This is a genomic window from Xanthomonas hydrangeae, assembly GCF_032697525.1.
GTDB lineage: Bacteria > Pseudomonadota > Gammaproteobacteria > Xanthomonadales > Xanthomonadaceae > Xanthomonas > Xanthomonas hydrangeae.
The window spans coordinates 4,599,588-4,626,004 of record NZ_CP103836.1 but is presented as its reverse complement, the minus strand read 5'-3'; the positions used below and the strand labels follow the sequence as shown (position 1 = coordinate 4,626,004).

Genomic DNA, 26,417 nt, shown 5'->3' with positions numbered 1-26,417 from the left:
GCATGCTTGCGCGGATCGTAGATCAGGTGAAATAGCTGGCTGACGATCCATCCGCCGAGCAATCCATGCAATGCAATGCTTGCAAACATACACACCGACCATCTCGACTGGTCCTTGCCCGGCCACCGTCGCGGGACCTTACGCGGCATGGATGCCGCGTAAGAGCCTACACGGATGTACTTGCGGCGTGTCCCGCGATGGTGGGCGTGCAAGGGCCCTGCAACCAGGCCGCAGTTCAAACGCTCTGCAACAGACCCAGACGCCAAGTGACTGCGGGCAGGCGTAGGAGTTCGGAATGCATGCTGGTCCATGCCGGTTGCCTTGCCGGTAAAGCGCTCCAGCGCAGCGCTAACGCGGTCATGTAATCATACGCCCTAGAGCGCATCGAACAACCGATTGCTGCGGTGATCGCCGTCCGGCACAACCACGCCCACGCGGGCTGCCGCGCGCCGATAGTTGTCCAATCGATGGATATCGCGCAGCCGCGCGATGTCGTCGTCGAGGATGTCATGCCAGCCCCAACGCTGAAACTGGGTCAGGAACCATTCGCCGTCCGACAGCCACGGCATGTTCACCGCACCATTGCGATGAAAGGCCAGCGCCGTCGCGTCGTTCGCATGAATCTCGATATCGGCGTCCAGACACGCCGCCAGATGCGCAGCCGACACACCGATATGCTGCGGCTCGGCCAACCACTGCGCACACTGCGCGCGATTGCCCGGCGCCGCATCCAGCCAGCGACAGGCCTCCAGTACGCAGGCGGTCAGGCGCTCGGTCAACTCCGGTTTCAGCGCGGCGAACTCGCGCCGGCAGGCCAGCACTTTTTCCGGATGCCCCGCCCACAGCTCGCCACTGCGGATCACCCGCAAACCGCTGCCCTGCGCCTCGGCAACCGCTGCCCACGGCTCGCCGGAGCAGTAACCGTCGACCAAGCCGCTAGCCAAGGCCGCGGGCATCTGCGGCGGCGGAATGCTGAGCACATCCACATCGCGCATCGGGTCCACCCCGCACGCGGCCAGCCAGTAATACAGCCACAACGCATGCGTACCGGTGGGAAAGGTCTGCGCAAACACAGCGCGGCGCCCCAAACCTGCCAGCACCTGCGGCAACGCGTGACCATCGGCCAAGGCCTGCGCGAGCGCAGGTGCCAGCGTGATCGCCTGGCCGTTGTGATTGAGCGTCATCAACAACGCCATCGGACATTGCGGCCCGGCAATGCCGAGATCGATCGCATACACCAGGCTGGCCAGCGCATGCGCCGCGTCGACCTCACCGGCCAGCAGACGGTCGCGCACGCCGGCCCATGACGCCTGCCGCTGCAGCTCCAATTGCAAGCCATGCGCGCGGTCCAGGCCCAGCCGTTGCGCCGCGATCAGCGGTGCGCAATCGATCAGCGGCATGTAGGCCACGCGCAATACGGGGAGGTCGGCTTGGCTCATGTGTTCATCCCAACAACTCGGCCACGGCCACGATACGTCGCGCCACTTCGGCCAGTTTGACGCCCTGCTTCATCGCTTGCTGGCGCAGCGCCGCGTAGGCGTCAGCCTCGCTCAGGCCACGTTTTTCCATCAGCAGGCCCTTGGCGCGATCGATCTGCTTGCGGTCCTGCAGCGCCTGCTGCACATCGTCCAGACGTTTGCGCATGCTGCTTTCCTGCGCGAATCGGGCAAGCGCCACCTGCACGATCGGCGCCAGCCGCGTCGGTGCCAGGCCATCGACCACATACGCGGTGACGCCTGCGCCGACGGCTGCGTGGATCAACGCATCGTCACCGTCGCCGGAAAACATCACCACCGGGCGCGGCGCATGCGCGTGCAGCATCGACAGTTGCTCCAAGGTATCGCGCGAAGGCGAGTCCACATCGATCACCACCACATCCGGCTGCTGGCTCTGCACCGCATGCAGCAACGCACCGACCGAGGCCACATCGTCGAGCACCGTATAACCGGCGCGCGTCAATGCCTGGCGCAGTTCGCCAATCGGCTTTTCGGTATCGTTGACCAGCAAAACACGCATTGGCGGCGGCGAGGCGTGGACGTGGCTGGATGGTGCCATGCAACATGCTGCCGGTGCGAGTCATCTTTTCGGAGTCCGTCTGATGCCGTTGTTCCCGTTGTTCGCAAACCTGCAAGCGCGCCCCGTGTTGGTGATCGGCGGTGGCGAGGTCGCCACGCGCAAGGTGCTCGCCCTGCTCAAGGCCGGCGCGCAGATCCGTCTGTATGCGCATGCGCTCTCGCCCGAACTCGATGTATTGATGCAAGCCGGTCGCTTCGAGCAATTGGGCGGCGAGTTCGATCCAGCCTGGATCGACGATGTGTGGCTGGTGGTCGCCGCCACCGACGACGCGCACTTGAATCAACGTGTCGCCACTGCCGCCGGCGCGCGTCAGCGCCTGGTCAATGTGGTGGACGATGCGGAGCTGTCGACCTACCAGGTGCCGGCGATCGTGGACCGCGACCCGCTGGTCATCGCCATCTCCTCCGCGGGCGCTGCCCCGATGCTGGCACGGCGTCTGCGCGAACGGCTGGAGCGCGAGCTGGATGCCTCGGTCGGCCGCTTCGCTGGACTATTTGCGCGTCACCGCGAGCGTATCCGCAGCCAGTTCCCCGATATGAATCGTCGCAGGCGCTGGTTCGACCGCGTCATCGACGGCGAAGTGCCGTTGCTGCTGCAAGCCGGCGACGACGACGCCGCCGAAACCGCGTTCACCGCGGCACTGGACGATGCCGGCGCGGTGCCGGCGCGTGGCAGCGTACAACTGGTCGGCACCGGCCCGGGCGATCCCGGCCTGCTCACCTTGAAAGCGCTACGCGCGATGAACCTGGCCGACGTGCTGCTGGTCGGCGACGACATCCCCGATGCGGTGCTGGAACTGGCGCGTCGCGATGCCTCACGCCGCGCCTTGCCGCGCGATGCCGATGCACAACGGCATCTGTTGCTGGAACTGGCGACAGAAGGCCTGCACGTGGTCGCGTTGCGCAGCGGCGCCGGCTACAGCGATGCCGATGCTGCTGCGATTGAAGCAGCGCTGCATACACGTGCCCTGGCGTGTGATCGTGTGCCCGGCATTGCCATCAGCATTCACGCCAACGCATAAGCGGCACGCACCTGCGGCTGCAGCTGGATCACGCTTTCGGAAACCGCTTGCGCGCACTGTCGCGCACATCGACATCGAAGGTCACGCGCAGCACCGTGTGTTCGGCATGGCCAGCCCCGGCATCGAAGCTGAAGCTCAATCCATCGCGGCTGGGCAACTGCCGTACATGCTCCTCCAGCGCATCGCGCGGCACCGACAACTGCCAATGATCGGTGGCGCAGTTGCAGGCCGCGTGACCGCCGGTCAGGCTCACGCTGTGGCGCACCAATCGCGCGCCCTGCCCGCTCGGCAAGCGGCTTTCGTTATCGACCGTGCGCCCGGCAAGCAACTCGGCCAATTCGGCTTCGTCGATGCGAAAGCGCAGCTGCTGACCTTCAATCTGGATTTTCATGACTGAGCTGACTCCACTGCTCGGGCGTATTGCAATTGACGAACGCGCCGCGTTCGCTGGCGGTGACAGCCACGCGATGGCACTGCAGTGAACGCTGCAAGGCGCGCAGCGAGCGTGACGATGCAGCGCCGGCCATCAACACCGAAAGCGCCTCACGCACGACGCCATCCACGCACAGACGCATCGGCAACATTTCGTCTTCGAAAGCGGCGCAGCGTTGCGGTGGTGGCGCCAGCAGTCGCTCCAGCAATGGCCTGGACAGCAGCGGCATGTCGACCGGTACCACCACAAGTGTGGTTGCATCGGCCACATGATCGATCACGCTGGCCAGGCCGCCCAGCGGCCCCAGGTCCGGCTGAGCATCGGCAATCCCTGCATAACCAGGACGATCGCCGCTGATCAACACATCCAGCGCGCCTGCATCGCGCAGCAACGCCTGCATATGCGCAACCAACGGACGCCCGCGCCACGGCAGCAGCGCCTTGTCCTGGCCCATGCGCGAGGAACGGCCGCCGGCCAGCACCACACCGATCCACGGATGTGTGGCGGTCATGCCGCCTGCTCGCAGGCACTGCGCCGCGTTGCGTGCCGGCACACGCTCATGGCGCAATCGCCGGTGCAGCCGGCTGCAGATGGCCCAGCCCGAACACCTGCGCCGTCGTACTGGGCGCGGCGCCGTCGTCCTGCGGCTCCAGCACCGCCCACGCATTGGCCTGCAACAACGGCGCTACGCGAAAGGATTCTTGCTGCGGCAAGATCTGCACGCAGAGCACACCGGCATCGCTGCAGCTCAAAAGTGCGCGCAGGTGCTGCCGCCAGATCGGTCGTGCATGCATCGGTGTGTGCAGCGCAACACGCAATCCGCGCTCCAGAGGCATGCCCAGCAAACCACGCAAGGCCGGCTCGACAAAAAAACGTAGCCCTGCAGCACTGGCCATCGGGTTGCCCGGCAAACCGAAATACAGCGCGCCGTCCGCAAAGCGCGCCAACAACACCGGCTTGCCTGGCCGCACCGCCACCTTATGAAATAGCAACGCCGCCCCATGTCGCGCCAACGCATCCGGCACAAAATCGTAGCGACCACGCGACACCGCACCGGTGCTCAAAATCACGTCGGCTCCCGCATGTCGGGCTTGCGCGAGCGCCGCATCGAAGGCGGCAGCGTCATCACCCACCTGACCGCGCCATACCAGCTCCGCACCCGCAGCCTGCAACTGACTGAGCAGATAGCTGCTGGTGCCATCGCGGATCTGGCCGGGCTGCAGCGGCTGCGCAGGATCGCCGACCAATTCGCGGCCGGTCGCGATCAAGGCCACACGCGGGCGCCGCACCACCTGCACGCCCGTGCAGCCCAGCCCGGCCAACAGCATCAGATGTGCACCGCGCAGCACCGTGCCAGCCTCAATCACGCGATCGTGCAAGGCCACGTCTTCACCGCGTCGACGAATGTGCTGGCCCGCGCGCACATCGGCGCGCAGCCGGATGCGGCTGGGGCGTGCGCCGTCATGCGCCAGCAGCTCCACCTGTTCGATCGGCACCACGGCATCCGCACCCGCCGGCAAGCCGGCACCGGTCATGATTTCCCAGGCGGTGCCTGCCGTAATGCCACCCGCATCTTCGCCTGCGGCAACGGTGCCACCGACCGCGTGCTCACTCGCGGTCATCGCACCACGGCCATCGGTGACCAGCGCAAATCCATCCATCGCACTGTTGTCGAAAGCCGGCAGCTCGGCCGGGCTCGACAATGCCTGCGCAAGCACGCGGCCTTGCGCATCCGCACTGTCCACCCACTCGCTGGCAAGCGTGGCGACCTGCTGATGGATCAGTGCAAGGGCTTCGGCGTAGCTGATCATGAGCAAGGCGACTGCCGACCGATGGATGACCTGGCTAGGATACCGGCCTCCAGCGCGGCTGGTACAGGCATGCCGAGACGGCATTGCGACGGCGAATGCATCAGTGACCGATCACGCGATCACCCCAGCGCTCGACGCTGCTCGAACGCATTGTCAACACGCAGCGCCGCACACTTGCAGGTAGTTTTTTCATCTTTGCACACCATGCAATTCGTCGACCTTGTTGGCTGGCTCGCCAGCGCCATTCTGATCGCCACCTTGATACGCCAGATTTACAAGCAATGGCAGTCGCCTGCGGCACAGGGTGTCTCACGCTGGTTGTTTGTCGGTCAGATCAGCGCCTCGGTGTTGTTTATCGTTTACAGCTATCTGGTCGGCAATGCGGTATTTATCGTCAGCAATGCACTGATCCTGCTGACCGCCATCACCGGCTATGTGCTGCAACGGATCAAGCATCGCCAGCTGCGTGGCATCAGCTGACGCGCTTGGCTGCCTTGCGCGGCTTGGTAGTGCGGGGCGGCGGTTTTTTTGCTGCGGTCGTTTTCGCGGCTGCCTTCGATGCGGCCTTGTTGTCCGTCTTGCGCGCAGGCGTCTTTTTTTTCACAGCCGCACGCTTGCGTGGCTTGGGCGCAGCCACCGTCTCTGCACCTGCATCCGGCACACGCACCATGATCCAGGTCGGCGCATGGTCGCTTGCCTTCTCCAGGCCGCGCACCCACTTGTCCACGCCGGCATCCTGCAAGCCGGGCGCCAACATGCGATTGAGCAATAGATGATCGATGCGCAAGCCGCGGTCACGCGCAAAGTGCTGGCGAAAATAATCCCAGAACGTGTAGATGGGTGTATCGCCATGCACGGCCAGCAAGCTGTCGGTCCAGCCTTGCTGCAACAGCGCTGCATATGCCTGGCGACTTTCGGGCTGCAGCAACGCATCCTTGCGCCAGCCCTTGGGGTCGTAGATATCCGCATCGGTCGGCACCACGTTGAAATCGCCGATCAAGGCCACCGGATGCGGCAACTCGACCAAGGTCTTGGCGTGGCGGATCAAGCGCTGAAACCAGGCGAGCTTGTAATCGAACTTCGGCCCCGGCTGCGGATTGCCGTTGGGCAGATACAGACAGGCCACCACCACGCCATGAATCGCAGCTTCCAGATAGCGGCTTTGCCTATCGCCTGGGTCCCACGGCAGGCCGCGACGAATCTCCACCGGGTCTGCGCCCCGTGCAAGCAGGGCCACACCGTTCCACGACTTCTCGCCCTGCCAGATCACCCCATAGCCGGCGTCACGGATCGCCTGTTCCGGAAACGCCTCCTGCGTGGCTTTCAGCTCCTGCAACCCGACGATGTCCGGTTGCTCGCGCTGCAGCCATTCCAGCAGATGCGGCAGCCGGCTATGGATGCCATTGACGTTGAAGGTGGCGATCTTGCGTGTGGTGGCTGACATGGGAATGCGAGCGGCCCTCTGCGTAGGGTAACGACAATGGCTGCAGCCGCATGAAGCCGATGCTCAAGCGAGGTGAAGCCTTCGCTTACCCCGCCCATGTGACGGCCATGCCGCACATTTAGCTCAGCAGTCAATGCCGAAGCAGCAGGCGCTGCCGAACCGGTTTTGTCGGCCTTGCATCGCGAAACGCTTGGTCAAGCTCCAGGATCCGCAGGCCCGAGCTGATGGGCCGCCAGCATCTCGTCGATCCGCTTGACGATCTGTGCGGCTTGTTCCGTCGAATCGGCCTTCGCTGTGATCGTCTCCGCACGTGCATGGAAGACATCCCAGAAATCATCCGGGTGCTGGCGTCGGATATTAGGCAATTCGTCGGCGAGGTGTTTCAGTTGCGCATCGATCTCGGGTGTCATGACTGTCTCCTTTTGCGTCACGCTACCGCGACCTCGGTGAGCCTGATGCCAACGCCGCCAGCCAGCACATCGCCGTATCGGGGTTTGCGCGACAATAACGGCATGAGCAGCCACGACATCACTCCCGCCCACGCCCGCGCTCGTGCCATGCAGGGCGCCTTGTTGATCGATATCCGGCAACTGCACGAACGCGCCAGCGGCCAGGCCGAAGGCGCACTGGCCATCGTGCAGAGCGATCTGGAAACCGCACCCGCACGGCATCTGCCCGAACACACGCGCGAGATCGTATTGATCTGCCAAAGCGGCAAGCGCTCGGCGCAGACGGCCGAGGTGCTGCGTGCGCACGGCTATACGGCGGTGTCTTCGGTACTCGGCGGCACCGCCGCGTGGACGAACGACGGCCTGCCGCTGGTGCGCCCCACGCTGCCGGCGGACGAACAGGATTTTCTGGAGCGCTATTCGCGCCATTTACGCCTGCCGCAGGTCGGTCTGGAAGGCCAGCAGCGGCTGGCGCGCGCGCGCGCATTGCTGGTCGGCGCGGGCGGGCTTGGCTCGCCGGCTGCGTTTTATCTTGCCGCTGCCGGTGTCGGCCATCTGCGCATCGCCGACGACGATGTGGTGGATCGCAGCAATCTGCAGCGCCAGATTCTGCACACCGAAGACAGCGTGGGTATCGCGAAAGTCGCCTCGGCCACGCAGCGCATCGCCGCACTCAACCCACGCGTGCAGGTCGACGCGCTGCAGACACGCGTCACCGCCAGCAATGTCGAAGCATTGCTGCAGGACGTGGATGTGGTGATCGACGGTGCGGACAATTTTCCTGCGCGTTATCTGCTCAACGATGCCTGCGTCAAACTCGGCAAACCGTTGGTCTATGGCGCAGTGCAGCAGTTCGAAGGGCAATTGAGCGTGTTCGATGCCGGCCGCAACCGCGGGCATGCGCCCTGCTATCGCTGCCTGTTCCCCGAACCGCCACCGCCGGAGTTTGCCCCCAGCTGCGCCGACGCCGGCGTTCTCGGCGTACTGCCTGGCGTCATCGGATTGCTGCAAGCCAGCGAAGCGATCAAGCTGCTGCTGGGCATCGGCGACAGCCTGACCGGGCGCCTGCTCAGCTTCGATGCCTTGGCCATGCGCTTTCGCGAAATCCGTCTGCCACCCGATCCGCATTGCCCGGTCTGCGCGCCTGGCACCGCGTTCCCCGGCTATGCCGACTACGCCGCGTTCTGCGGCAGCGCAGTCGGCTGAAAGCGGCACTTAAATCGACTGCGCAGCGTCAGCCAGGCCTGAGCGGGGTCATGGCACACCGCCCGGCCGCAGCGCTTCGACCTGCCGCCTACACGCTTGCCGCACACGCGCGTGAGAGCGATCGCCACGTGTTGTTCGCCACTGATCCAGTGAGCGATCAAAGCGCGTAAGGAATCACCCGCACGATCTCGCCCGCCTCGAAGCGTCGTGCCGGCTCCGGCAACACGATCAGTGCATTGCTGTCGGCCGCACCACGCAACAGATGCGACGCATCGCCGCGATGCGGCAGCGCGGTCAACCGCCCGTCCTCGCCGCACTCCAGGCGGCCGCGCAAAAACTCCAGGCGTTCGTGGCGTTTTTCCCACGGGCCTGCCAGCGCTGCATGCCACACCGGACGCGGCTCGCTACGCCCCTGCAAGCCATCCAGCAGCGGCACACCGTAGGCGATCAGCGTCGCCAGCACCGACACCGGATTGCCCGGCAAACCCAGCACCAGACAGCGGCCGATCTGCCCCAGCACCGCCGGCATGCCCGGGCGCATGCGCACGCGCCAGAAGTGGATGCGGCCCAGTTCGCCGATCAGCTGCGGCAGATAGTCTTTTTCCCCGGCCGAGACACCGCCGCAGGTGATCACCACATCGAATGCAGCGGCTGCATCTTCCAGCATGGTGCGGATCCGCTGCGGATCATCCGGCAAGGTCGGCCATGCCGTCGGCGCGTAACCCAGGGCCCGTAGCTGCGCCATCAACATGTCGCGATTGCTGTTGTAGATCTGCCCCGGCCCCAGCGGCATGCCAGGCTCCACCAACTCATCGCCGGTGGCCAGCACCGCGATGGTCGGTCGCGGCGCCACCGCGAGCCGCGACAGACCGAGCGCAGCTGCCAACCCGATGCGGGCAGGCGTCAACACCTGCCCGCTCTGGATTACCAGATCGCCCGGGCGCACGTCGCTGCCGGCCAGACGCACCGCCGCGCCCAACGCAGGCATCGTGCGGAAACGCACCACACCTTCGCGCTCGTCTGCATCTTCCTTCGGGATCACGGTGTCGGCGCCATCGGGCAGCGGCGCGCCTGTGGTGATGCGCAGACATTGGCCTGCGCTGAGCGTGCCGGTCCAACGCTCGCCAGCGAATTGTTCGCCGACCAGTTGCAACGACGCATCGCCGCCAGCGACATCGGCATGTCGCAACGCGAAGCCGTCCATCGCGCTGTTGGCAAATGGCGGTAGTGCCAGCGGTGCAATCAGATCGGCAGCGGAAATCCGCCCATCGGCACGCGAGGTGGCGATGTTTTCATCGGGCGGGCGGTTTTGCACCGCAACGGCCTGCAGAATCTGCAGCGCCTGCGCATACGGAATGCGGGAGGGATAGTCGGTCATGGCGCGCAGGATACCAGTGCGCCACGCTGGCTCAGAGCGGCGACCCGAACGATCGCCTGCCCGTCAGAGGGCGTGGCCGGCACTCCGACCAGCACGAACCGCGCGAACACGGCAGCTTCCAGGCGCGTTACTCAACCCAAGCTGGAGCTAGCACGCCACGCATGCCAGCTCGTCGAAGATGACACGCCACGCCCGGCGCGGCAGCCCTGCCTACTTGCCCTTGACGTGCTTCATCAAACGCCGCTTGCGCGCCACCTGCCGCTCGGTGAGCGTGTTCTTCTTGCCCTCGTACGGATTGGCGCCTTCGCGGAAGATGAAACGCACCGGCGTGCCGACCAGCTTGAAACGCTTGCGGAAGAAGTTTTCCAGATAGCGCTTGTACGACTCCGGCAACACTTTCAGACGCGTGCCATGCACGATGAAGGTGGGCGGATTTGCGCCACCCGGATGCACGTAACGCAGTTTGGAAACGTGACCACGGATGCTCGGCGGCGGATTGGTCTCGTAGGCGATTTCCAGCGCCTGGTTGACTTCGCTGGTGCTGAATTCATGCGTCGCCGAGGCATGCGCGCGGTGGATCGCCTGAAACAGCTCGCGCATGCCTGAACCGTGCAACGCGGAGATCCGCACCGCCTCGGCCCAGCTGACAAAGCCCAACTTGCGCGATAGCAGGTCTTCGGCCTGCGCACGCTGATAGTCGCTCTGCCCGTCCCACTTGTTGATTGCCACTACCAACGCGCGGCCAGCGTCCAAGATCGCGCCAAGAATGGTCGCGTCCTGATCGGTGACGCCTTCGCCGGCATCGAGCATCAGCACCGCGACCTGGCATTGTTCGATCGCCTGCAACGTCTTGAACGCGCTGAACTTCTCCACCGCCTCTTCGACCTTGCCGCGACGACGCAGGCCAGCCGTATCGATCAAGCGGTATTGACGCCCGTCGCGGTCCATGTCCACCGCGATCGAATCGCGCGTGGTGCCCGGTACTTCCGAGGCGATCATGCGTTCTTCGCCGAGCAGGCGATTGACCAGCGTCGACTTGCCCACATTCGGGCGGCCGACGAAGGCGATGCGCACACGCGCCGGGTCGGTATCCAGCAGCTCGCCGGCACCTTCGGCAGGCAAGCGCGCACCGACTTCTTCGAGCAACTCGTCGATGCCCTGCCGATGCGCGGCAGACAGCGCCACCACATCGGAGAACCCGTAGCGCGCGAACTCCGAGCGCACGGTTTCTTCGTCGGTGCCGTCGATCTTGTTGATGACCAGCACGGTCGGGCGTGCCAGCTTGCGCAGCCAGGCCAGGATCTCGTCGTCGAGCGAGGACGCGCCTTCGCGGCCATCGACCACGAACAGCACCAGATCGGCTTCGCCGGCAGCGGCACGTGCCTGACGCGCGGTGGCGCCGGCAAGACCTTCCTCGTCGCCGGCGATGCCGCCGGTATCGACGACGATGAAGGGGCGCTCTTCGTCGAGACGGCAGACCCCGTAGTTACGGTCGCGGGTGACGCCGGGCTGGTCGTGGACCAGCGCGTCACGGGTGCGCGTCAGCGCATTGAAAATGGTGGACTTGCCGACATTGGGCCGTCCAACCAGGGCGACCAGGGGCAGCATCGCAAAGTCCTTATTGTGCCAACCGGAAGGCGGTGATATCGCCATCGGTGTTTTGTACCAACAAAATGCCATCCACGACGATCGGCTGCGCCAGCAGCGTGTCGCGTCCAGCGCGAGCGCGCGCGGCCAGTGCACCATCGCTGAGTTTCAGCCAGTGCAGATAACCCTTGTAATCGCCAACCACGGCGTAATCGCCCTGGATGGCAACACCGGTCAGGGAGCGCCGTGCAAGCGCAGCCTGCGACCACATCGCCGCTCCACTGCTCTTGTCCAGGCCCCACACCGAACCGGCGTTATCAGACACCACCACCACGCTGGACGACACGCCAACGCCACCGGCGCCGCCGTGATCGCGCGTCCACAGCGGACGGCCGCTCGGGCCTTCCAGTGCGAGGGTTTCGTTCTTGAAGCTGGTTGCGTACAGCGTGGTGCCGTCGAGTACCGGTGCGCCATCCACGTCGGACATGCGCTCCAGCTCGGTTCGGCCTTCCGGCACGCCGATGGCCTGTTCCCACAACGGGCGGCCGTCCTGCAGCGCCAGCGCACTCAAGGTGCCGCTGTCGTTGCCGACGAACACCACACCCGGGCCGGTCACGATCGGCGCATTGCCGCGCACCGACAAGGTCGGGCCTTCCTCGGCATGGAACCAGCGGCGCTCACCGGTCGTCGCATCGAAGGCGCTGACGCGACCGTCGTTGCTGCGCACCAGCACCAGACTCTGCGCGATGGCCGGTGCAGCGATGACCTCGTTCGGTACCTTGGCGCGCCACTTTTCGGTGCCATCGGCCTGGTTCAACGCAATCACGTCGCCAGACAGCGTACCGATCACCACCAGGCCTTCGCCAACGCCGGGGCCACCGGACAGACGCTGCTTGAACTTGCGATCGTTGCGCTCTTCTTTCTTGGGCTTGTATTCCCACACGCGCTTGCCGGTCTGCAGGTCCAGTGCCTCCACGCCACCGGTGATCGCCGAGGCGTACACCTTGCCATCGGCCACGGCCGGGCGCTGACGCACGCCGATATGGCCCTCGCCCTTGCCCACGCCGGTGGACCACAGCTTGTCCACCTTGACCGAGGGCTCGAACTTGACCAGTTCGGCAGGTTCCTGCGCCTTCTTGGCAGCAGCATCCTTCCCGGCAAACCAGCCCTTGACCGTGCTGCAACCCGCCAGCGACACGCCCATCAGGGCGATCAATGCAATGCGCTTGTACATATCAACCTGCTTCATCAAATCGGCTCCGCCGGATCGGGCACTTTGCCGCCCACATCCATCAGCTTGGTTTCCAGCAAACGGCGCTGCGGCGAGGCCACATCCACCGTGGTCAGGGCCTTGGCGTAGAGCGCACGCGCTTCATCCGGCTTGCCCTGCACGACCAGCGCATCGGCGCGGATCTCCAGACTGGTATGGTCCTGCGCATCGGCCAGCAGCTTGATCGCTTCGTCCGGCTTGCCGCTTTCGGTCAGCACGCGCGCAAGGCGCTGTTGCACGATCTGCTTGAGCTCGCCTTCGGCGGGCACGTCGCGCAATGTCTTGATCGCTTCGGCGTGCTTGCCGGCATCCACCTGGGCCTTGGCCAGACGCAGCGCAGCCAGCTCGGCGTAAACACCGCCCTTGCCGTCGTCGAGGGCCACGATCTCTTTGGCGGCCTTGTCCAGGTCCTTGCCCTGGATCGACTTCACCACCGCCTCGTAACGGGTGTTGGCTTCCACCGATTGGGTGTTGGTGTGCTTCTGCCACCACTGCCAGCCCAGGATCAGGGCCAGGCCAACCACGACGCCGCCCACCAGACCCGCGCCATTTTTTCTCAACCAGGAACGAACGCGTTCGCCTTGTTCGTGTTCGTCCAGCAGATCGTCGATCGCCATGCGTACTCTCGCTCCGTCATCCCGGAGGCGCGGAACATCAATAGGGAAAAATGAAAAACCGCAGTCCGCTTCACTCGGAAGCAGGTACCACGGAGCCGTCGGAGGATACCGCAAAACGGGCCACGTTAGCGCGCTGGAACGGTTTCAGATCGACGATACTGCCGCCTTGCTGAACCTCTACCGCCGACGCATTGCCCAGCACGATGCGACCCACCTGCCCCGGCGAATAGCTGCGCCGTTCGCCGGCACGCACCAGCGCTTTCTCGACCGCGCTGCCATCAGGCGACAGGATCTGCACCCAGCTGTCGCCGCTGAAACTCAACGACAAACTGCCGCCACTGGCGGCCGCAGCTGCAGGCGTCTCCACGTCGGGCGTGGCCCGCGGCACTGGCGTCATCGACGCGATGTACGGCGCAGGTTGCTCGCGTGGCGCATTGGCCGGCTGCATTGCACCCGCGGCGGGTGTGCCGGTGTTTGCCGCTTCCGGCATGCTGTCCAGCGACACCGTACTCGGCGCCTTGCCATCCAGATGCGAGCGGGTCGCGTACCAGACCGGTACGGCAAACACACCGGTGATGACGACATACATCGCCTTGCGCGCGGTGCTCTCCAGAATGCGGCGCGCACGCGGGGTATGCGTATGGCTGACCAAGGTGACCGGTTCGACCGGCGCAATGGTCGCCTGCAGCAACAGCGGCTCCAGGTCCACATGCAGCAGACGCGCATAACTGCGCAGCTGACCGCGCACGAAGACCGGCGCGCCCAGACGCTGCCACTCTTCCTGCTCCAACGAACGCACCACGTGTGCCGGCATGCGCAGCGTGCCGGCGACATCTTCCACGCTCAGACCTGCTGCTTCGCGCGCTTCGCGCAAATGCTGTCCGCAGCCCTTTTCCTGCTCGAAAGGGTTCGGATGGGAATCATTGATCACAATGCATTGGCCCCGGGGTTGGCGGTCGCTGCGTCAGGGAATTCCTTGACCAACCGCTGGTGGTAACGGCCGGCGGCTACCTTGTCGCCGAGCCCTTGCTCAATCTGAATGGCGAGTTGTAACACGGAAGCAGTGACTGGTGCAGCCGCAAGACGTCTTTCGACAAATGCGCGGGCTTCGAAATAATTGCGACGTCCCGCTTCGGAACGCGCCATCGACTCGAGCGCATACGGATTAGCCGGATCCAGTTCGAGTGCTTTGCGCAGATCGCTGACAGCGCGCTCCGGCTGGCCGGCCTTGAGTGCGCAACCGCCTGCATTCCCCAGCGCCGAAGCAGGAGATGCGTAGGTGCGGTCGGTCAATGCACGGTCGAACCAGATCAGCGATTCGGCCGGCGAACCATTCGCACACAACCACGCACCGTAGTTGTTCAACACATCGCCACGCTGCGGGGCGAGTTCTGCCGCGCGACGATACGAAGCACCGGAGCCGGCAACATCGCCTCTGGCGCCTTGGATCAGCGCCAACATGCCGATGGCATCCACCGACTGCGAATCTTTTTTCAACGCCGCGCGGACCTGCTCTTCGGCAGCGGCATAATCACCGGTTTGCAGCCGGTTGCTGGCCAGACCGAGTTTTTCCTGCACTGCCAGGCGGCTCTTGGTCGCCGTGTTGTCGCGGAACGCATACACCGGTGCGACTTCTTCCACGGTCTCGACCGACCCGGCCTTGGCATTACGACCACCGCAGCCGACCGCGCCAAGCGCGATCGCCACGGCCGCCATTAACGCGAGATCACGCTGCCGCATCGCGATCGGCCTGGCCTTCCAGTGTGCGCAGGAAATCTGCCTGGCGACGGGTGCGGTCCATCACCTGCCCCTTGAGCTGTCCGCATGCGGCGTCGATATCGTCGCCACGCGTGCGGCGAACCATCGTCAGCACTTGCGCATCGAGCAGGATCTTCTGGAAAGCGCGGATCTCCGTCTCGCCAGAGCGCTCGTAGCGCGTACCCGGGAACGGGTTGAACGGAATCAGGTTGACCTTGCCGGCATCCTTGGACTGCACCGCATTGTCGAACTGGCGCATCAAGCGGGCCAGCTGACGCGCATGCTCCGGCTGGTCGTTGATGCCCTTCATCAAGGTGTATTCAAAGGTGACCGAATCGCGCTTCTTGTTGCCGCGCAGATAGCGCGCGCACGACTCCATCAGCTCGGCGATCGGGTACTTCTTGTTCAATGGCACCAGGCTTTCGCGCAGCGCGTCGTTGGCCGCATGCAGCGAGACCGCCAGCGAGACATCGCTCTCGGTCGACAGCCGGTCGATCATCGGCACCAGGCCCGAGGTCGACAGCGTCACCCGCTTGCTGGCCAGGCCATAGCCCAGATCGTCGCGCATCACACTCATCGCACGCACGACGTTGTCGAAATTCATCAGCGGCTCGCCCATGCCCATCATCACCACATTGGTGAGACGACGCTGCTGGTGCGGCACGTTGCCCAGATGGCGCGCCGCCACCCACACCTGCCCAACGATCTCGGCGGTCGTGAGGTTGCGGTTGAAGCCCTGGGTGGCGGTCGAACAGAAGGTGCAGTTCAAGCCGCAGCCGACCTGGGAGGACACGCACAGCGTGCCGCGGCCCTTGTCGGGGATATACACCGTCTCGATCGCATTCTTGCCGTCGGTGCCCATGGCCAGCAGCCACTTGTGGGTGCCGTCGGTGGAAGGCTTGTCGAACACGACGGTCGGGACGAGGACCTCGGCATGCTGGTGCAACTTCGCACGCAGCGCCTTGCCGAGGTCCGTCATCTGGTCGAAATCGGTGACGTAGCGATGGTGAATCCACTTCATCACCTGATGGGCACGGTAACGCGCTTCGCCGAGCGTGTCGGCGAAGAAGCGCTCCAGTCCCTCGCGGTCGAGGTCGAGCAGGTTCTGCTTGCGCAGTTCCGGGGTACGGACAGAGACGTCCTGCAGCACGGAGGGGATCACGACCTCATTCACGATTCGACTCTCTCGGCCTCAGCGCGAGACCACTTCAGTAGCGGCGAAGAAATACGCGACTTCGTTGGCAGCGTTCTCGACCGAGTCCGAGCCGTGGGCGGCGTTGGCATCGATCGAATCGGCGAAGTCGGCGCGGATGGTGCCCGGCGCAGCGTCCTTGGGATTGGTTGCGCCCAGCAGGTCACGGTGTGCGGCAACGGCGTTCTCGCCTTCCAGCGCCTGGATCACCACCGGGCCGGAGATCATGAACTCGACCAGCGCATTGAAGAACGGACGCTCGCGGTGCACGGCATAGAAGCCTTCGGCTTCGCGACGCGACAGCTGCTTGTACTTGGCGGCCACGATCTTCAGGCCGGCCTTTTCGAAACGGCTGTAAATTTCGCCGATGACGTTCTTGGCGACGGCATCGGGCTTGATGATGGACAGGGTGCGCTCCAGCGCCATGGGAAGATCTCCGTTGGGCGGGCCACTTTAAGACCCGAGGTTATCATGAAAAAAACCCGCGTCAAAACGCGGGCTTAGGCTTCTTTGCGATGGTCAATTCTATCGCTTAGTGAAGACCTTTGCACACCGCCTCCTGAATCGTGCTGCATTGCCGCATGACCGGCGCGATCTCCAGCCCGTAGACTCAAACAATCGTTTGATTGAGTTCTACCCCTGCGCATGCCCAAGCCCGCTCACTTCTCCACCAAGGACCGCATTCTCGGCGCGGCCGAGGAGCTGTTCGCACAGCATGGCTTCGCCGGCACCTCGCTGCGCCAGCTGACCACCCAGGCCGACGTCAATATCGCCGCGGTCAACTACCACTTCGGCTCCAAGGAGAACCTGGTCAACGAGGTATTCCGGCGCCGCATGGACGAGATGACCACCGCGCGGCTGCAGCAGTTGGAAGCCGCCAAGCGGGCGCATCCGGGCGAACTCACCGCGGTGCTGGCGGCCTTCGTCGAGCCTGCCCTGGCGATGGCGCAGGACCGCCAGAGCGGCGGCGCGTTCGTGCGCGTGATCGCACGTGCCTACGCCGAAAAGAACGACAACCTGCGCAAGTTCCTGTCCGACCACTACGGGCATGTGCTGCGCGAATTCGGCAAGGCCATCGCCGCCTGCGTGCCGGGCCTGAGCAAGGAAGAGCTGTACTGGCGGCTGGATTTTCTGGCCGGTGCGCTCACCTATGCGATGGCCGATTTCGGCCTCATCAAGCGCCCGACCGGCGTCAGCGAGGCCGACCACCGCGCGCGTGCCGCGCACGAACTGATTCGTTTTGCGGAACCCGGTTTCCGCGCTCATTCCACACCGTAAACGTTCCGCCAAGAGGCTAATTGCTATGTCCAATCCGTTGCTAGTCCGTCGTGCCGCCGTGCTCGGTGCCGGCGTCATGGGCGCGCAGATCGCCGCGCACCTCACCAACGCCGGTGTCGACACCGTGCTGTTCGACCTGCCTGCCAAGGAGGGTCCGGCCGACGGCATCGTGCTCAAGGCCATCGCCAACCTCGGCAAGCTCAGCCCTGCCCCGCTGGCCAGCAAATCCCTGGCCGAGGCGATCACGCCAGCCAACTACGAGAGCGGTCTCGAACAGCTGCGCGATTGCGATCTGATCATCGAGGCGATCGCCGAGCGCATGGACTGGAAGCAGGACCTGTACAAGAAGATCGCCCCGTTCGTTGCCGATCACGCCGTGCTGGCCTCCAACACCTCCGGCCTGGGCATCAACAAGCTCTCCGACGTGCTGCCCGAGCAATTGCGCCACCGCTTCTGCGGCGTGCACTTCTTCAACCCGCCGCGCTACATGCACCTGGCCGAGCTGATTCCGGCCAAGGGCACCGACAAGGCGGTGCTGGAAGGGCTGGAAAGCTTCCTGGTCACCACGCTTGGCAAGGGCGTGGTGTATGCCAAGGACACCCCGAACTTCATCGGCAACCGCATCGGCGTGTTCTCGATCCTGGCCACCATCCATCACACGCAGGAATTCGGCCTGGGTTTCGATGAAGTGGACGGCCTGACCGGCCCGCTGGTCGGGCGCCCGAAGTCGGCGACCTACCGTACCTCCGACGTGGTCGGCCTGGACACCATGGCGCACGTGATCAAGACCATGGGCGACACCCTGCCGGACGACCCGTGGCACCAGTATTTCAAGTCGCCGAAGTGGCTGGACGCGCTGATCGCCAAGGGCGCGCTCGGCCAGAAGGTCGGCGCCGGCATCTTCCGCAAGGTCGGCAAGGACATCGTGGTGCTGGACCTGCAGAAGCAGGATTACCGCGCCGCTGATCGCACTGCCGCACCGGAAGTGATCGAGATCCTCAAGATCAAGAATCCGGCGGAGAAGTTCGCCAAGCTGCGCGAGAGCCAGCACCCGCAGGCGCAGTTCCTGTGGGCCAGCTTCCGCGACCTGTTCCACTACAGCGCCTATCACCTGGCCGATATCGCCGAGACCGCGCGCGATGTGGATCTGGCGATCCGCTGGGGCTACGGCTGGTCGCTGGGCCCGTTCGAGACCTGGCAGGCTGCCGGCTGGAAGCAGGTGGCGCAGTGGATCGCCGAAGACATCTCCAACGGCAAGAGCATGAGCAGCGCGCCGCTGCCGAACTGGGTGTTCGACGGCCGCGATGGCGTGCATGCGGCCGAAGGCTCCTACAGCCCGGCGCACGATGCCAAGCTGCCGCGTTCGGCGCTGCCGGTGTACAAGCGTCAGCGCTTCCCCGATCCGCTGCTGGGCGAGCAGTTCTCGCCGGGCGAGACGGTGTTCGAAAACGATGGCGTGCGCATGTGGCATGACGGCGACGACATCGCGGTGGTCAGTTTCAAGACCAAGATGAATACCGTCTCCGACCACGTCCTCAACGGATTGCAGGAAGTGGTTGGCCGCGCGGAGAAAGACTTCGCCGGGCTGGTGATCTGGCAGCAGAAGGAGCCCTTCTCCGCTGGTGCCGATCTGGCCGGCGCACTGGGTCTGCTGCAGGCCGGCAAGGTCGATGCGTTCGAAGCGCTGGTCGCCAATTTCCAGGCCACCAGCCAGCGCATCAAGTACGCGCAGGTGCCGGTGATTTCGGCCGTGCGCGGGCTGGCGTTGGGCGGCGGTTGCGAGTTCCAGATGCACAGCGCCAAGACGGTGGCCTCGCTGGAAAGCTATATCGGTCTGGTCGAGGCCGGCGTCGGCCTGTTGCCGGCCGGTGGTGGTCTGAAGGAAATCGCCGTGCGCGCATCGATTGCCGCCGGCCCGGGTGGCGATGTGTTCGCCGAGCTGAAGAAGACCTTCGAAACCATCGCGATGGCAAAGGTCTCCAACTCGGCGGTCAATGCCCAGGAACTGGGCCTGCTGCGTGGCACCGACAAGATCGTGTTCAACAGCTTCGAAGCGCTGCACATCGCCAAGGCCGAAGCGCGCGCACTGGCCGAAGGCGGCTACCGCGCGCCGCTGCCGGCACGCCGCATCCAGGTGGCCGGCGACGTCGGCATCGCCACCTTCAAGATGCTGCTGGTCAACATGCTGGAAGGCCGCTTCATCAGCGAATACGACTATGAAATCGCCACCCGCATCGCCACGGTGATGTGCGGCGGCCAGGTCGATCGCGGCGCGCTGGTCGACGAAGAGTGGTTGCTCAAACTGGAGCGCAAGCACTTCGTCGAACTGGCCCAGCAGGAAAAGACCCAGGCGCGGATTGGGCACATGCTCAAGACGGGTAAGCCGTTGCGGAACTGAGAATCGGGAGTGGGGAATCGGGAATGGGTAAAAGCCCAACCGACTCCCCGCTTCTCCCCATTATTCTGCCGGGTGATGAAGATGGTGAACTCAGGCGAATCCGCACTTGCGATTCCCGATTCCCCATTCTCGATTCCCGGCTATCGGAGATAGCCATGAGCAAGCAGATTCAAGAAGCCTACATCGTCGCCGCCACCCGTACCCCGGTCGGCAAGGCGCCCAAGGGCGTGTTCCGCAATACCCGTCCTGACGACATGCTCGCGCACGTGTTGCGCGCGGTGGTGGCGCAGGCGCCGGGCATCGATCTGTCGCAGATCGACGACGCCATCATCGGCTGCGCCATGCCCGAGGGCGAGCAAGGCATGAACGTGGCGCGCATCGGCGTGCTGCTGGCCGGCCTGCCCAACACCGTGGCCGGCCAGACCATCAACCGTTTCTGTTCGTCCGGCATCCAGGCCGTGGCGATGGCGGCCGACCAGATCCGCCTGGGCAATGCCGACCTGATGCTGGCCGGCGGTACCGAGTCGATGTCGATGGTGCCGATGATGGGCAACAAGGTCGCCATGTCGCCGAACGTGTTCGCCGACGACCATGTCGCCATCGCCTACGGCATGGGCATCACCGCCGAGAAGGTCGCCGAGGAATGGAAGGTCTCGCGCGAGGATCAGGATGCGTTTGCGCTCGCTTCGCATCAAAAAGCCATCGCTGCGATCGCCGCCGGCGAGTTCCGCGATGAGATCACCCCGTACGAAATTCTCTCGCACCAGCCTGACCTGCAAGGCAATGTCATCGCGCTGCGCAAGCGGCTGGTCGATACCGACGAAGGCCCGCGCCCGGACAGCTCGCTCGAAGGCCTTGCCAAGCTGCGCCCGGTGTTCCGTAACGGCCAGTTCGGCGGCAGCGTCACCGCCGGCAACTCCTCGCAGATGAGCGACGGCGCCGGTGCGGTGCTGCTGGCCTCCGAGCAGGCGATCAAGGATTACGGCCTCACCCCGCTGGCGCGCTTTGTCAGCTTCTCGGTGGCCGGCGTGCGTCCGGAAGTGATGGGAATCGGCCCGATCGCGGCGATTCCCAAGGCACTCAAGCAGGCCGGCCTGACCAAGGACCAGATCGACTGGATCGAGCTCAACGAAGCCTTCGCCGCCCAGGCGTTGGCGGTGATCCGCGACAGCGAACTGGATCCGTCCAAGGTCAACCCGCTCGGCGGCGCCATCGCCCTAGGCCACCCGCTGGGCGCCACCGGTGCGATCCGTGCCGCCACCCTGGTGCACGGCCTGCGCCGTCGTCAGCAGAAGTACGGCATGGTCACCATGTGCATCGGCACCGGCATGGGCGCAGCAGGCATCATCGAAGCGCTGTAAGTCACTGTCTGGCACGAGATCGGGGCGTTGTCACGATCTCGCACTGCATCGACATGCAGTGAACGAGAGGGTGTGCAAAAGCACGCCCTCTTTTACTTTCAGCGCGCCACCAGCCATTGACCGGTGCGTGCACCCAAAAACACCAAGGCCAAGCCGGCCACCAGCGTGATTGCCAGATACACGCCGATCATCGCGGAGCGATCGGTGCGCGCAAACATCAGGCATTCCATCATCAGCGACGAGAACGTGGTCAGCCCGCCGATCACGCCCACGATCAACAAGGCCCGCAGTGGCCAGCTCGAGGGCCCGCGCGCATCCAGCCACACCAGCAACACACCGGCGACGAACGAACCGACCAGGTTCACGGTCAGGGTGCCCCATGGAAATCCCGTACCGAAGCGCTGCAGCAAGGACGCGCCAATGGCAAAGCGCAGGCCCGATCCGAGCGCGCCGCCGGTCATCGCCAGCAGCAATTGCTGCCACCACACCGGTGCGTTCATGCGCGCGTTCCGCAATGGATTGGCTGCGTCTGCAAGTGCGTGTCGTGCATTGTCATTCCCGAAAGCTGCGAACAAAACGTGGCGAGCTCGCATCAGGTCATCGACGGCGCGCTCAAGCCGGATTGTACGAGTGGTGACGCCGTACCGGGCATCGGCCGCGTCCGCTCAGTGGCCGCGCATTCGTTTTCTCGCTGGCCTCCAGTCGAGAAACACGCGCCGGGCACAGAACGCCGTGCCGGCAGGGTTGGCAAACACATCCCTTTAGTCCAGACGGCGTGCAGCTCCAGGGCGCGATGCTATCCAGCGTTGTCACTGCTTATCCCGCCGGCTTGCGGGCCTTCTCAGCCCTGGCCTGCTCGCGCGCCGCGCGCAAACGATCGAGCTTTTCCTTGAGCTTGATCTCCAGCCCGCGCGGCACCGGGTTGTAAAAGACCCGTTCGCCCATCGCATCGGGGAACCCGGTCTGATCCAGCGCAATGCCGCCTTCGGCATCGTGGTCGTATTGATAGTCCTGCCCGTAACCGAGCGTCTTCATCAGCTTGGTCGGCGCATTGCGCAGATGCAGCGGCACCTCTTGGGTGCCGGTGGCGCGTACTTCGGCCTTGGCCTGATTGAAGGCCGCGTAGCCGGCATTGGACTTGGCGGTGCTGGCCAGATACAGCACCAGTTGCGCGAACGCCAGCTCGCCCTCCGGGCTGCCCAGGCGTTCGTAGATGTCCCAGGCTTCCAGCGCCATGCTCTGCGCACGCGGATCGGCCAGGCCGATATCTTCGATCGCCATGCGGGTCAGCCGCCGCGCCAGATACGCCGGGTCGCAGCCGCCATCGAGCATGCGCGTGAGCCAGTACAGCGCCGCATCGGGATTGGAACTACGCACCGATTTGTGCAGCGCCGAGATCTGGTCGTAGAACTGCTCGCCGTTCTTGTCGAAGCGACGCGTGCGGTCGGCCAGTACCTGCAGCAGCGTCTGCGGAGTGATCTGGCCACCCTCGCCGCCTGCCAGTTCTGCGGCGATCTCCAGCAGCGTCAGTGCGCGGCGTACATCGCCATCGGCGGCGCTGGCGATTTCCAGCAGCGAAGCATCGCTGACCTGGATGGTCTCCTGTCCCAGCCCGCGCTCCGGATCATGCAAGGCCCGCTGCAAGGCCTCGACGATGTCCTGCGGCGAGACCCCTTCCAGCACATGTACGCGGCAACGCGACAGTAATGCGGAGTTCAATTCGAAGGATGGATTTTCGGTGGTCGCACCGACGAACAGAATCGTGCCGCGCTCGATATGCGGCAAAAACGCGTCCTGTTGCGCCTTGTTGAAGCGATGCACCTCATCGACGAACAACACCGTGCGGCGGCCGCTGGCAAAGCGCTGCGCGGCCTCGGCCAATACCTGGCGCACTTCCGGCAATCCCGACAAGACCGCCGAGATCGCCTTGAATTCGGCATCCGAGTAATGCGCCAGCAGCAGCGCCAGGGTGGTTTTGCCGCAACCGGGCGGCCCCCACAGGATCATTGAATGCACGCGACCGGATTCCACCGCGCGTCGCAATGCGCTGTCGGGTGCCAGCAGGCGTTTCTGCCCGACCATCTCGTCGAGGGTGCGCGGACGCATGCGCTCGGCCAGCGGGCGCAGATGCTCGCCGTCTACGCTGAGCAGATCGGCTTCGGGAGCGATGGGGAGCTTGGTTCGTGCCACGCGTCATTGTATCGCGTAAGCAAACGGCCTTCTGCGAAGAAGGCCGTTGTCAGTGCGGATGCGTCGAACGAGGGCTTACTGCGCGTCGCCGACCACGTCTACGCCTTTGGCCGGGGCGTAGCGAAAGGTGTCCGCAGCGAAGGCCGGATTGCGCTTCCAGCCGCTGAAACTAATCGCGGTGCGCTGGCCGACTGCGTCCACCACCTCCATCTTGGCCAGACCCTCCTTGCCGAATCCCAGCGAGGCCATCTGGAAGCTGGCTTCGGTATCCACCTTGGGCGTCAGCGACAACCACTGCAGCCCGTCACGCGGCGCAGCCTCTTCGCTGACGTCGTATTGCTTGTCCAGGCGTGCCGGATCGATCAAGGCGACCAACGGGCTGTTCTGTTCTTCGCTGCCCTGCGCGCGCACGGTGACCTGCTCCAGGTCCGGGTCGAACACCCACACCTTCTTGCCGTCGGCAACGATCAGCTGCTTGTAGGGCTTGGCGTACTCCCAACGGAACTGGCGCGGCGCCGACAATGCCACCCGCCCACTTGAGCTTTCCTTGACCCGGCCATTGGCATCGGAGACCTGCTGGCTGAACTGCCCGTCCAGCCCTTTGAGGCCGCGCGTGAACGTATCCAGCTCCTGGCGTGCACCGGCAAACGCAGTGCCGGCGAACAGGGCGGTGGCGAGAACGGCATAACGGAGCTGGCGATGCATCGCGGTCTTCCAATAGGGAATGCGTGGATTTTGATACTTCATAGATGAATGGGCGAGCGCTATCGCACGACACGTTCAGATCGCAGCAGCGACGAATCGACCCCTCTCACTGTGCCGTCTGCACCTTGGACAGATCGCCATACACGATCTGCCCGCGAAACCCGCGCCGCACCTGCTGGTAGAGCTCGCGGAATGCGCGGTAATCCTGAGGCTGACACAGCGCCTGCGGCCCACGCACTGCGGCACGCTGCAGCCGATGCACCGCAGTTACCGTCTGCCCTTGACGCGTCCACTCGACCGCATACTCGCCGGCGGCATTGCGAAAGGTGCTGCTGCGCGGGATCGCGATGATCGGCACCGTCGCCGGGAAGCTCACCACATAGGTTTCTTCGCGCACGCTGTCGTTGCAGTAGAACGGAGTCAGATTGTCTTCGGCCGAGGTGGTCGTATAGATCCCGCGTGTCGATTCGGCACCGGGCATATCGGGCAAGGTCATGCCGCCGACCACCGAAAAATCCACCGCATCGTTGGCCTGGAACGTGTAGCGGTAATTGAACGGGGCATCCAGATCCAGCGGGTCGCCCTGAATCAGCAGATCGCCGGTGCCGTCGAAGCCGGACTGGGCAATGATCGATTCTTCGATGCGATTGCGGTTCTGCGCGTTGAGTTGCACGAACATCGCGCGCAAGCCCACCTCGCCGGTCTGCCCGCTATCCAGCGTGGTCATGCCTTGCAGGCCGCCTTGCGGGGTGAAGCGGTACTCGGTGCGCGCGACGTAGCGATTGACCTTGCGGTCGTTGGGCGGGGTGTGCGTGACCTTGCCGTCCAGCGTATGCACCACCGGCGCGCCGAGATCGCCGGCCGGCAGCTGGCCGAAGCGCGCGTAGGGGTTGGTCGAATCCACGTAGAGATCGAACGCCGGGATATAGGTGATCGCATGGTTGAAACGACCAAGCACCGGAATCGGCGGCAACGTCGGACCGCCTTCTGCGCCGATCAATACCGGCGTGCTGGCAATACCCTTGGCCGCCAGCAAGGCCTCCAGAATCACGGTGTGATCCTTGCAGTCGCCATAGTGGTTGGCCAGGATGCTGTCGGCGCTATTGGGCTCAAGCCCGCCGTTGCCCAGGTACACCGCCACATAACGGATATTGCGCGCGACCCAGGCATACAACGCCGCTGCCTGCGCACGCGGGTCGTCGATGCCACGCGTCACCTCGTCGGCCAGCGACTGGATCGCCGGCGTCACCGCGGCGGCGCGGCCGCCCTTGACGTGGTAGGCCAGGCCCATCTGCGACCAGCTGTCGAAGGTGCTGGCCATCAAGGTGGGGCTGAATTCCCAGGTCGCCGCGCTCCAGTTCTGGTTCTTCATCGGCGTGGTGCGCTGATAGCGCCACTCCCAGCGCGCCTGGTCGCCGCGCACCACCGGCTTGGTCCCTCCCTGCAGCCCGCGCACCGACAAATGCATCGGCAACGCCTTCGGCGCCACCAGCGTGACCACCGCATCGTCGTATTGCGCGAACACACTGAAGGTCTCCCAAAGGCTGAAATACCCGGGGAAGTACGGCGTGTTCTGCGCCCGCCGCACGCGATAGACGATGCGCGCGCCCGGCGCCAGATTCGGGAACACCACCACCTTGACCTTGCGGTCGGCATACATCGCCGCCGCCGCACTGGAATAGCTTTCCTGGGTGTAGATCTTGTCGGCCGCCACGTCCTGGCGCAGCCCCTCGGCGGTGACGGTGTAGGCCTGCAGCACCTCCAGGGTCTCCATCTTCTCGCTGTAGCTCAGCCGCACCTGGCTGAACTGCTCCACTGCCGATTTGGTCTTCAGCAGGATCTCGTACTCGTCGGTTTCCACGCTGCTGGCGTCGGCACGTACTTCGTAGTCGGCGCGATAGCGCACGAAACTGTAGTTGGTGTCGGCCTGTGTGCGTGCCGCAGCGGCGGCAGGCGCGGCCTGCTGCTGGGCCTGAGCCAGCAGCGGCAATGAGATCAGCAGCAGAAGCAGCAACACAGGACGACGCAGCATGGGTCTCGATCACGGCGGGCCGAAGCGGCCCTTGTGCAACAGGGTAGCCGGTGTGCGCGGCAGCGTCAGGCACCGGCATCCAACATCGCCGCATCCATGTGTCTGCGGGCATGCGCACGCAATCCGGATAAGAGCGGCCGACAAAACCAAGCAGCAACCTGTCTGGTGCGGTGTCCTCGCCGATTGCAGGACCATGTGGCGGCATGGATGC

General features: G+C 64.6%; 25 protein-coding genes. 6 read left to right on the top strand and 19 right to left on the bottom strand.

Features of this window, described 5'->3' with window-relative positions; translation table 11 throughout:
• Window positions 1-374: 374 nt before the first annotated feature.
• Both NYR97_RS19535 and NYR97_RS19530 read right to left on the bottom strand, forming a co-directional pair.
• A complete protein-coding gene (locus NYR97_RS19535) occupies window positions 375-1,439 on the bottom strand; it encodes a CmpA/NrtA family ABC transporter substrate-binding protein (RefSeq protein ID WP_316695329.1) in 1,065 nt (354 codons plus the stop codon).
• 4 nt (window positions 1,440-1,443) lie between these two features.
• A complete protein-coding gene (locus NYR97_RS19530; protein WP_316698373.1) occupies window positions 1,444-2,016 on the bottom strand; it encodes an ANTAR domain-containing response regulator in 573 nt (190 codons plus the stop codon).
• 82 nt (window positions 2,017-2,098) lie between these two features.
• On the opposite strand from NYR97_RS19530, the gene NYR97_RS19525 reads away from it, so the two are divergent.
• Window positions 2,099-3,097, top strand: a complete 999-nt coding sequence (locus NYR97_RS19525) for an NAD(P)-dependent oxidoreductase (RefSeq protein ID WP_316695328.1) — start codon at window positions 2,099-2,101, stop codon at window positions 3,095-3,097.
• A gap of 28 nt (window positions 3,098-3,125) precedes the next feature.
• Here NYR97_RS19525 and NYR97_RS19520 read toward each other — a convergent pair whose 3' ends face one another.
• From NYR97_RS19520 to NYR97_RS19510, 3 genes are read right to left on the bottom strand one after another with little or no spacing between them, the layout of a single operon-like run.
• A complete protein-coding gene (locus NYR97_RS19520) occupies window positions 3,126-3,488 on the bottom strand; it encodes a hypothetical protein (RefSeq protein WP_316695327.1) in 363 nt (120 codons plus the stop codon).
• A complete protein-coding gene (locus tag NYR97_RS19515) occupies window positions 3,472-4,041 on the bottom strand; it encodes a molybdenum cofactor guanylyltransferase (RefSeq protein WP_210761723.1) in 570 nt (189 codons plus the stop codon). Before NYR97_RS19515 ends, NYR97_RS19520 begins: the two co-directional genes overlap by 17 nt.
• A 46-nt stretch (window positions 4,042-4,087) precedes the next feature.
• Window positions 4,088-5,341 carry a molybdopterin molybdotransferase MoeA gene (locus tag NYR97_RS19510; RefSeq protein ID WP_316695326.1) on the bottom strand — a complete coding sequence of 418 codons (1,254 nt, stop codon included), beginning with the start codon at window positions 5,339-5,341 and terminating at the stop codon, window positions 4,088-4,090.
• Between the two features lie 204 nt (window positions 5,342-5,545).
• Here NYR97_RS19510 and NYR97_RS19505 point away from each other — a divergent pair, with 204 nt between their 5' ends.
• Window positions 5,546-5,821, top strand: coding sequence for a hypothetical protein (locus tag NYR97_RS19505; protein ID WP_115038990.1), 276 nt, complete (start codon window positions 5,546-5,548; stop codon window positions 5,819-5,821).
• On the opposite strand, the gene xth is transcribed toward NYR97_RS19505, so the two are convergent.
• Together xth and NYR97_RS19495 are read right to left on the bottom strand one after the other, a co-directional pair.
• Window positions 5,814-6,785: an exodeoxyribonuclease III gene (gene xth / locus NYR97_RS19500; protein ID WP_316695325.1), complete on the bottom strand. Its 972-nt coding sequence runs from the start codon at window positions 6,783-6,785 to the stop codon at window positions 5,814-5,816. The two genes, NYR97_RS19505 and xth, sit on opposite strands and share 8 nt — an antisense overlap.
• Window positions 6,786-6,979: 194 nt before the next feature.
• Window positions 6,980-7,195 carry a hypothetical protein gene (locus NYR97_RS19495; RefSeq protein ID WP_316695324.1) on the bottom strand — a complete coding sequence of 72 codons (216 nt, stop codon included), beginning with the start codon at window positions 7,193-7,195 and terminating at the stop codon, window positions 6,980-6,982.
• A 102-nt stretch (window positions 7,196-7,297) separates the two neighbouring features.
• Here NYR97_RS19495 and moeB point away from each other — a divergent pair, with 102 nt between their 5' ends.
• Window positions 7,298-8,440 (top strand): molybdopterin-synthase adenylyltransferase MoeB, encoded by a 1,143-nt coding sequence (gene moeB / locus NYR97_RS19490; RefSeq protein ID WP_425613084.1) that lies wholly within the window; start codon window positions 7,298-7,300, stop codon window positions 8,438-8,440.
• Between the two features lie 157 nt (window positions 8,441-8,597).
• On the opposite strand, the gene NYR97_RS19485 is transcribed toward moeB, so the two are convergent.
• From NYR97_RS19485 to ndk, 8 genes are all read right to left on the bottom strand, one after another.
• Window positions 8,598-9,818 carry a molybdopterin molybdotransferase MoeA gene (locus NYR97_RS19485; RefSeq protein ID WP_316695322.1) on the bottom strand — a complete coding sequence of 407 codons (1,221 nt, stop codon included), beginning with the start codon at window positions 9,816-9,818 and terminating at the stop codon, window positions 8,598-8,600.
• 210 nt (window positions 9,819-10,028) lie between these two features.
• Window positions 10,029-11,426, bottom strand: coding sequence for a ribosome biogenesis GTPase Der (gene der, locus NYR97_RS19480; RefSeq protein WP_006448726.1), 1,398 nt, complete (start codon window positions 11,424-11,426; stop codon window positions 10,029-10,031).
• Between the two features lie 10 nt (window positions 11,427-11,436).
• Entirely contained in the window at window positions 11,437-12,654 is a 1,218-nt protein-coding gene (bamB, locus tag NYR97_RS19475) for an outer membrane protein assembly factor BamB (protein ID WP_205391492.1), read from the bottom strand.
• A complete protein-coding gene (locus tag NYR97_RS19470) occupies window positions 12,654-13,292 on the bottom strand; it encodes a YfgM family protein (protein WP_205391493.1) in 639 nt (212 codons plus the stop codon). Before NYR97_RS19470 ends, bamB begins: the two co-directional genes overlap by 1 nt.
• A gap of 70 nt (window positions 13,293-13,362) precedes the next feature.
• Window positions 13,363-14,223 carry a RodZ domain-containing protein gene (locus tag NYR97_RS19465; RefSeq protein WP_316695321.1) on the bottom strand — a complete coding sequence of 287 codons (861 nt, stop codon included), beginning with the start codon at window positions 14,221-14,223 and terminating at the stop codon, window positions 13,363-13,365.
• Entirely contained in the window at window positions 14,220-15,008 is a 789-nt protein-coding gene (gene pilW / locus NYR97_RS19460) for a type IV pilus biogenesis/stability protein PilW (protein WP_205394850.1), read from the bottom strand. The genes NYR97_RS19465 and pilW overlap by 4 nt, the downstream gene beginning before the upstream one ends.
• Before the next feature lie 10 nt (window positions 15,009-15,018).
• Entirely contained in the window at window positions 15,019-16,224 is a 1,206-nt protein-coding gene (gene rlmN, locus NYR97_RS19455) for a dual-specificity RNA methyltransferase RlmN (RefSeq protein ID WP_425613008.1), read from the bottom strand.
• Between the two features lie 18 nt (window positions 16,225-16,242).
• A complete protein-coding gene (gene ndk, locus NYR97_RS19450; RefSeq protein WP_006448732.1) occupies window positions 16,243-16,668 on the bottom strand; it encodes a nucleoside-diphosphate kinase in 426 nt (141 codons plus the stop codon).
• A 219-nt stretch (window positions 16,669-16,887) separates the two neighbouring features.
• On the opposite strand from ndk, the gene NYR97_RS19445 reads away from it, so the two are divergent.
• From NYR97_RS19445 to NYR97_RS19435, 3 genes are all read left to right on the top strand, one after another.
• The gene (locus NYR97_RS19445) at window positions 16,888-17,520 is read left to right on the top strand and encodes a TetR/AcrR family transcriptional regulator (RefSeq protein WP_316695320.1); all 633 of its coding nucleotides are present in this window, start codon (window positions 16,888-16,890) and stop codon (window positions 17,518-17,520) included.
• A 25-nt stretch (window positions 17,521-17,545) separates the two neighbouring features.
• On the top strand, window positions 17,546-19,918 hold the full coding sequence (locus NYR97_RS19440; protein ID WP_316695319.1) for a 3-hydroxyacyl-CoA dehydrogenase/enoyl-CoA hydratase family protein: 2,373 nt from the start codon (window positions 17,546-17,548) through the stop codon (window positions 19,916-19,918).
• A gap of 155 nt (window positions 19,919-20,073) precedes the next feature.
• The gene (locus tag NYR97_RS19435; protein ID WP_316695318.1) at window positions 20,074-21,279 is read left to right on the top strand and encodes an acetyl-CoA C-acyltransferase; all 1,206 of its coding nucleotides are present in this window, start codon (window positions 20,074-20,076) and stop codon (window positions 21,277-21,279) included.
• Between the two features lie 98 nt (window positions 21,280-21,377).
• Here NYR97_RS19435 and crcB read toward each other — a convergent pair whose 3' ends face one another.
• The 4 genes from crcB to NYR97_RS19415 all read right to left on the bottom strand — a co-directional run bounded on the left by crcB (window position 21,378) and on the right by NYR97_RS19415 (window position 26,206).
• Window positions 21,378-21,779 (bottom strand): fluoride efflux transporter CrcB, encoded by a 402-nt coding sequence (gene crcB, locus NYR97_RS19430; protein ID WP_316695317.1) that lies wholly within the window; start codon window positions 21,777-21,779, stop codon window positions 21,378-21,380.
• Between the two features lie 316 nt (window positions 21,780-22,095).
• Window positions 22,096-23,385: a replication-associated recombination protein A gene (locus tag NYR97_RS19425; RefSeq protein ID WP_316698368.1), complete on the bottom strand. Its 1,290-nt coding sequence runs from the start codon at window positions 23,383-23,385 to the stop codon at window positions 22,096-22,098.
• 159 nt (window positions 23,386-23,544) lie between these two features.
• On the bottom strand, window positions 23,545-24,216 hold the full coding sequence (gene lolA / locus NYR97_RS19420) for an outer membrane lipoprotein periplasmic chaperone LolA (protein WP_205391500.1): 672 nt from the start codon (window positions 24,214-24,216) through the stop codon (window positions 23,545-23,547).
• A 64-nt stretch (window positions 24,217-24,280) separates the two neighbouring features.
• The gene (locus NYR97_RS19415) at window positions 24,281-26,206 is read right to left on the bottom strand and encodes a DUF3857 domain-containing transglutaminase family protein (RefSeq protein ID WP_316695316.1); all 1,926 of its coding nucleotides are present in this window, start codon (window positions 26,204-26,206) and stop codon (window positions 24,281-24,283) included.
• Between the last annotated feature and the right edge of the window lie 211 nt (window positions 26,207-26,417).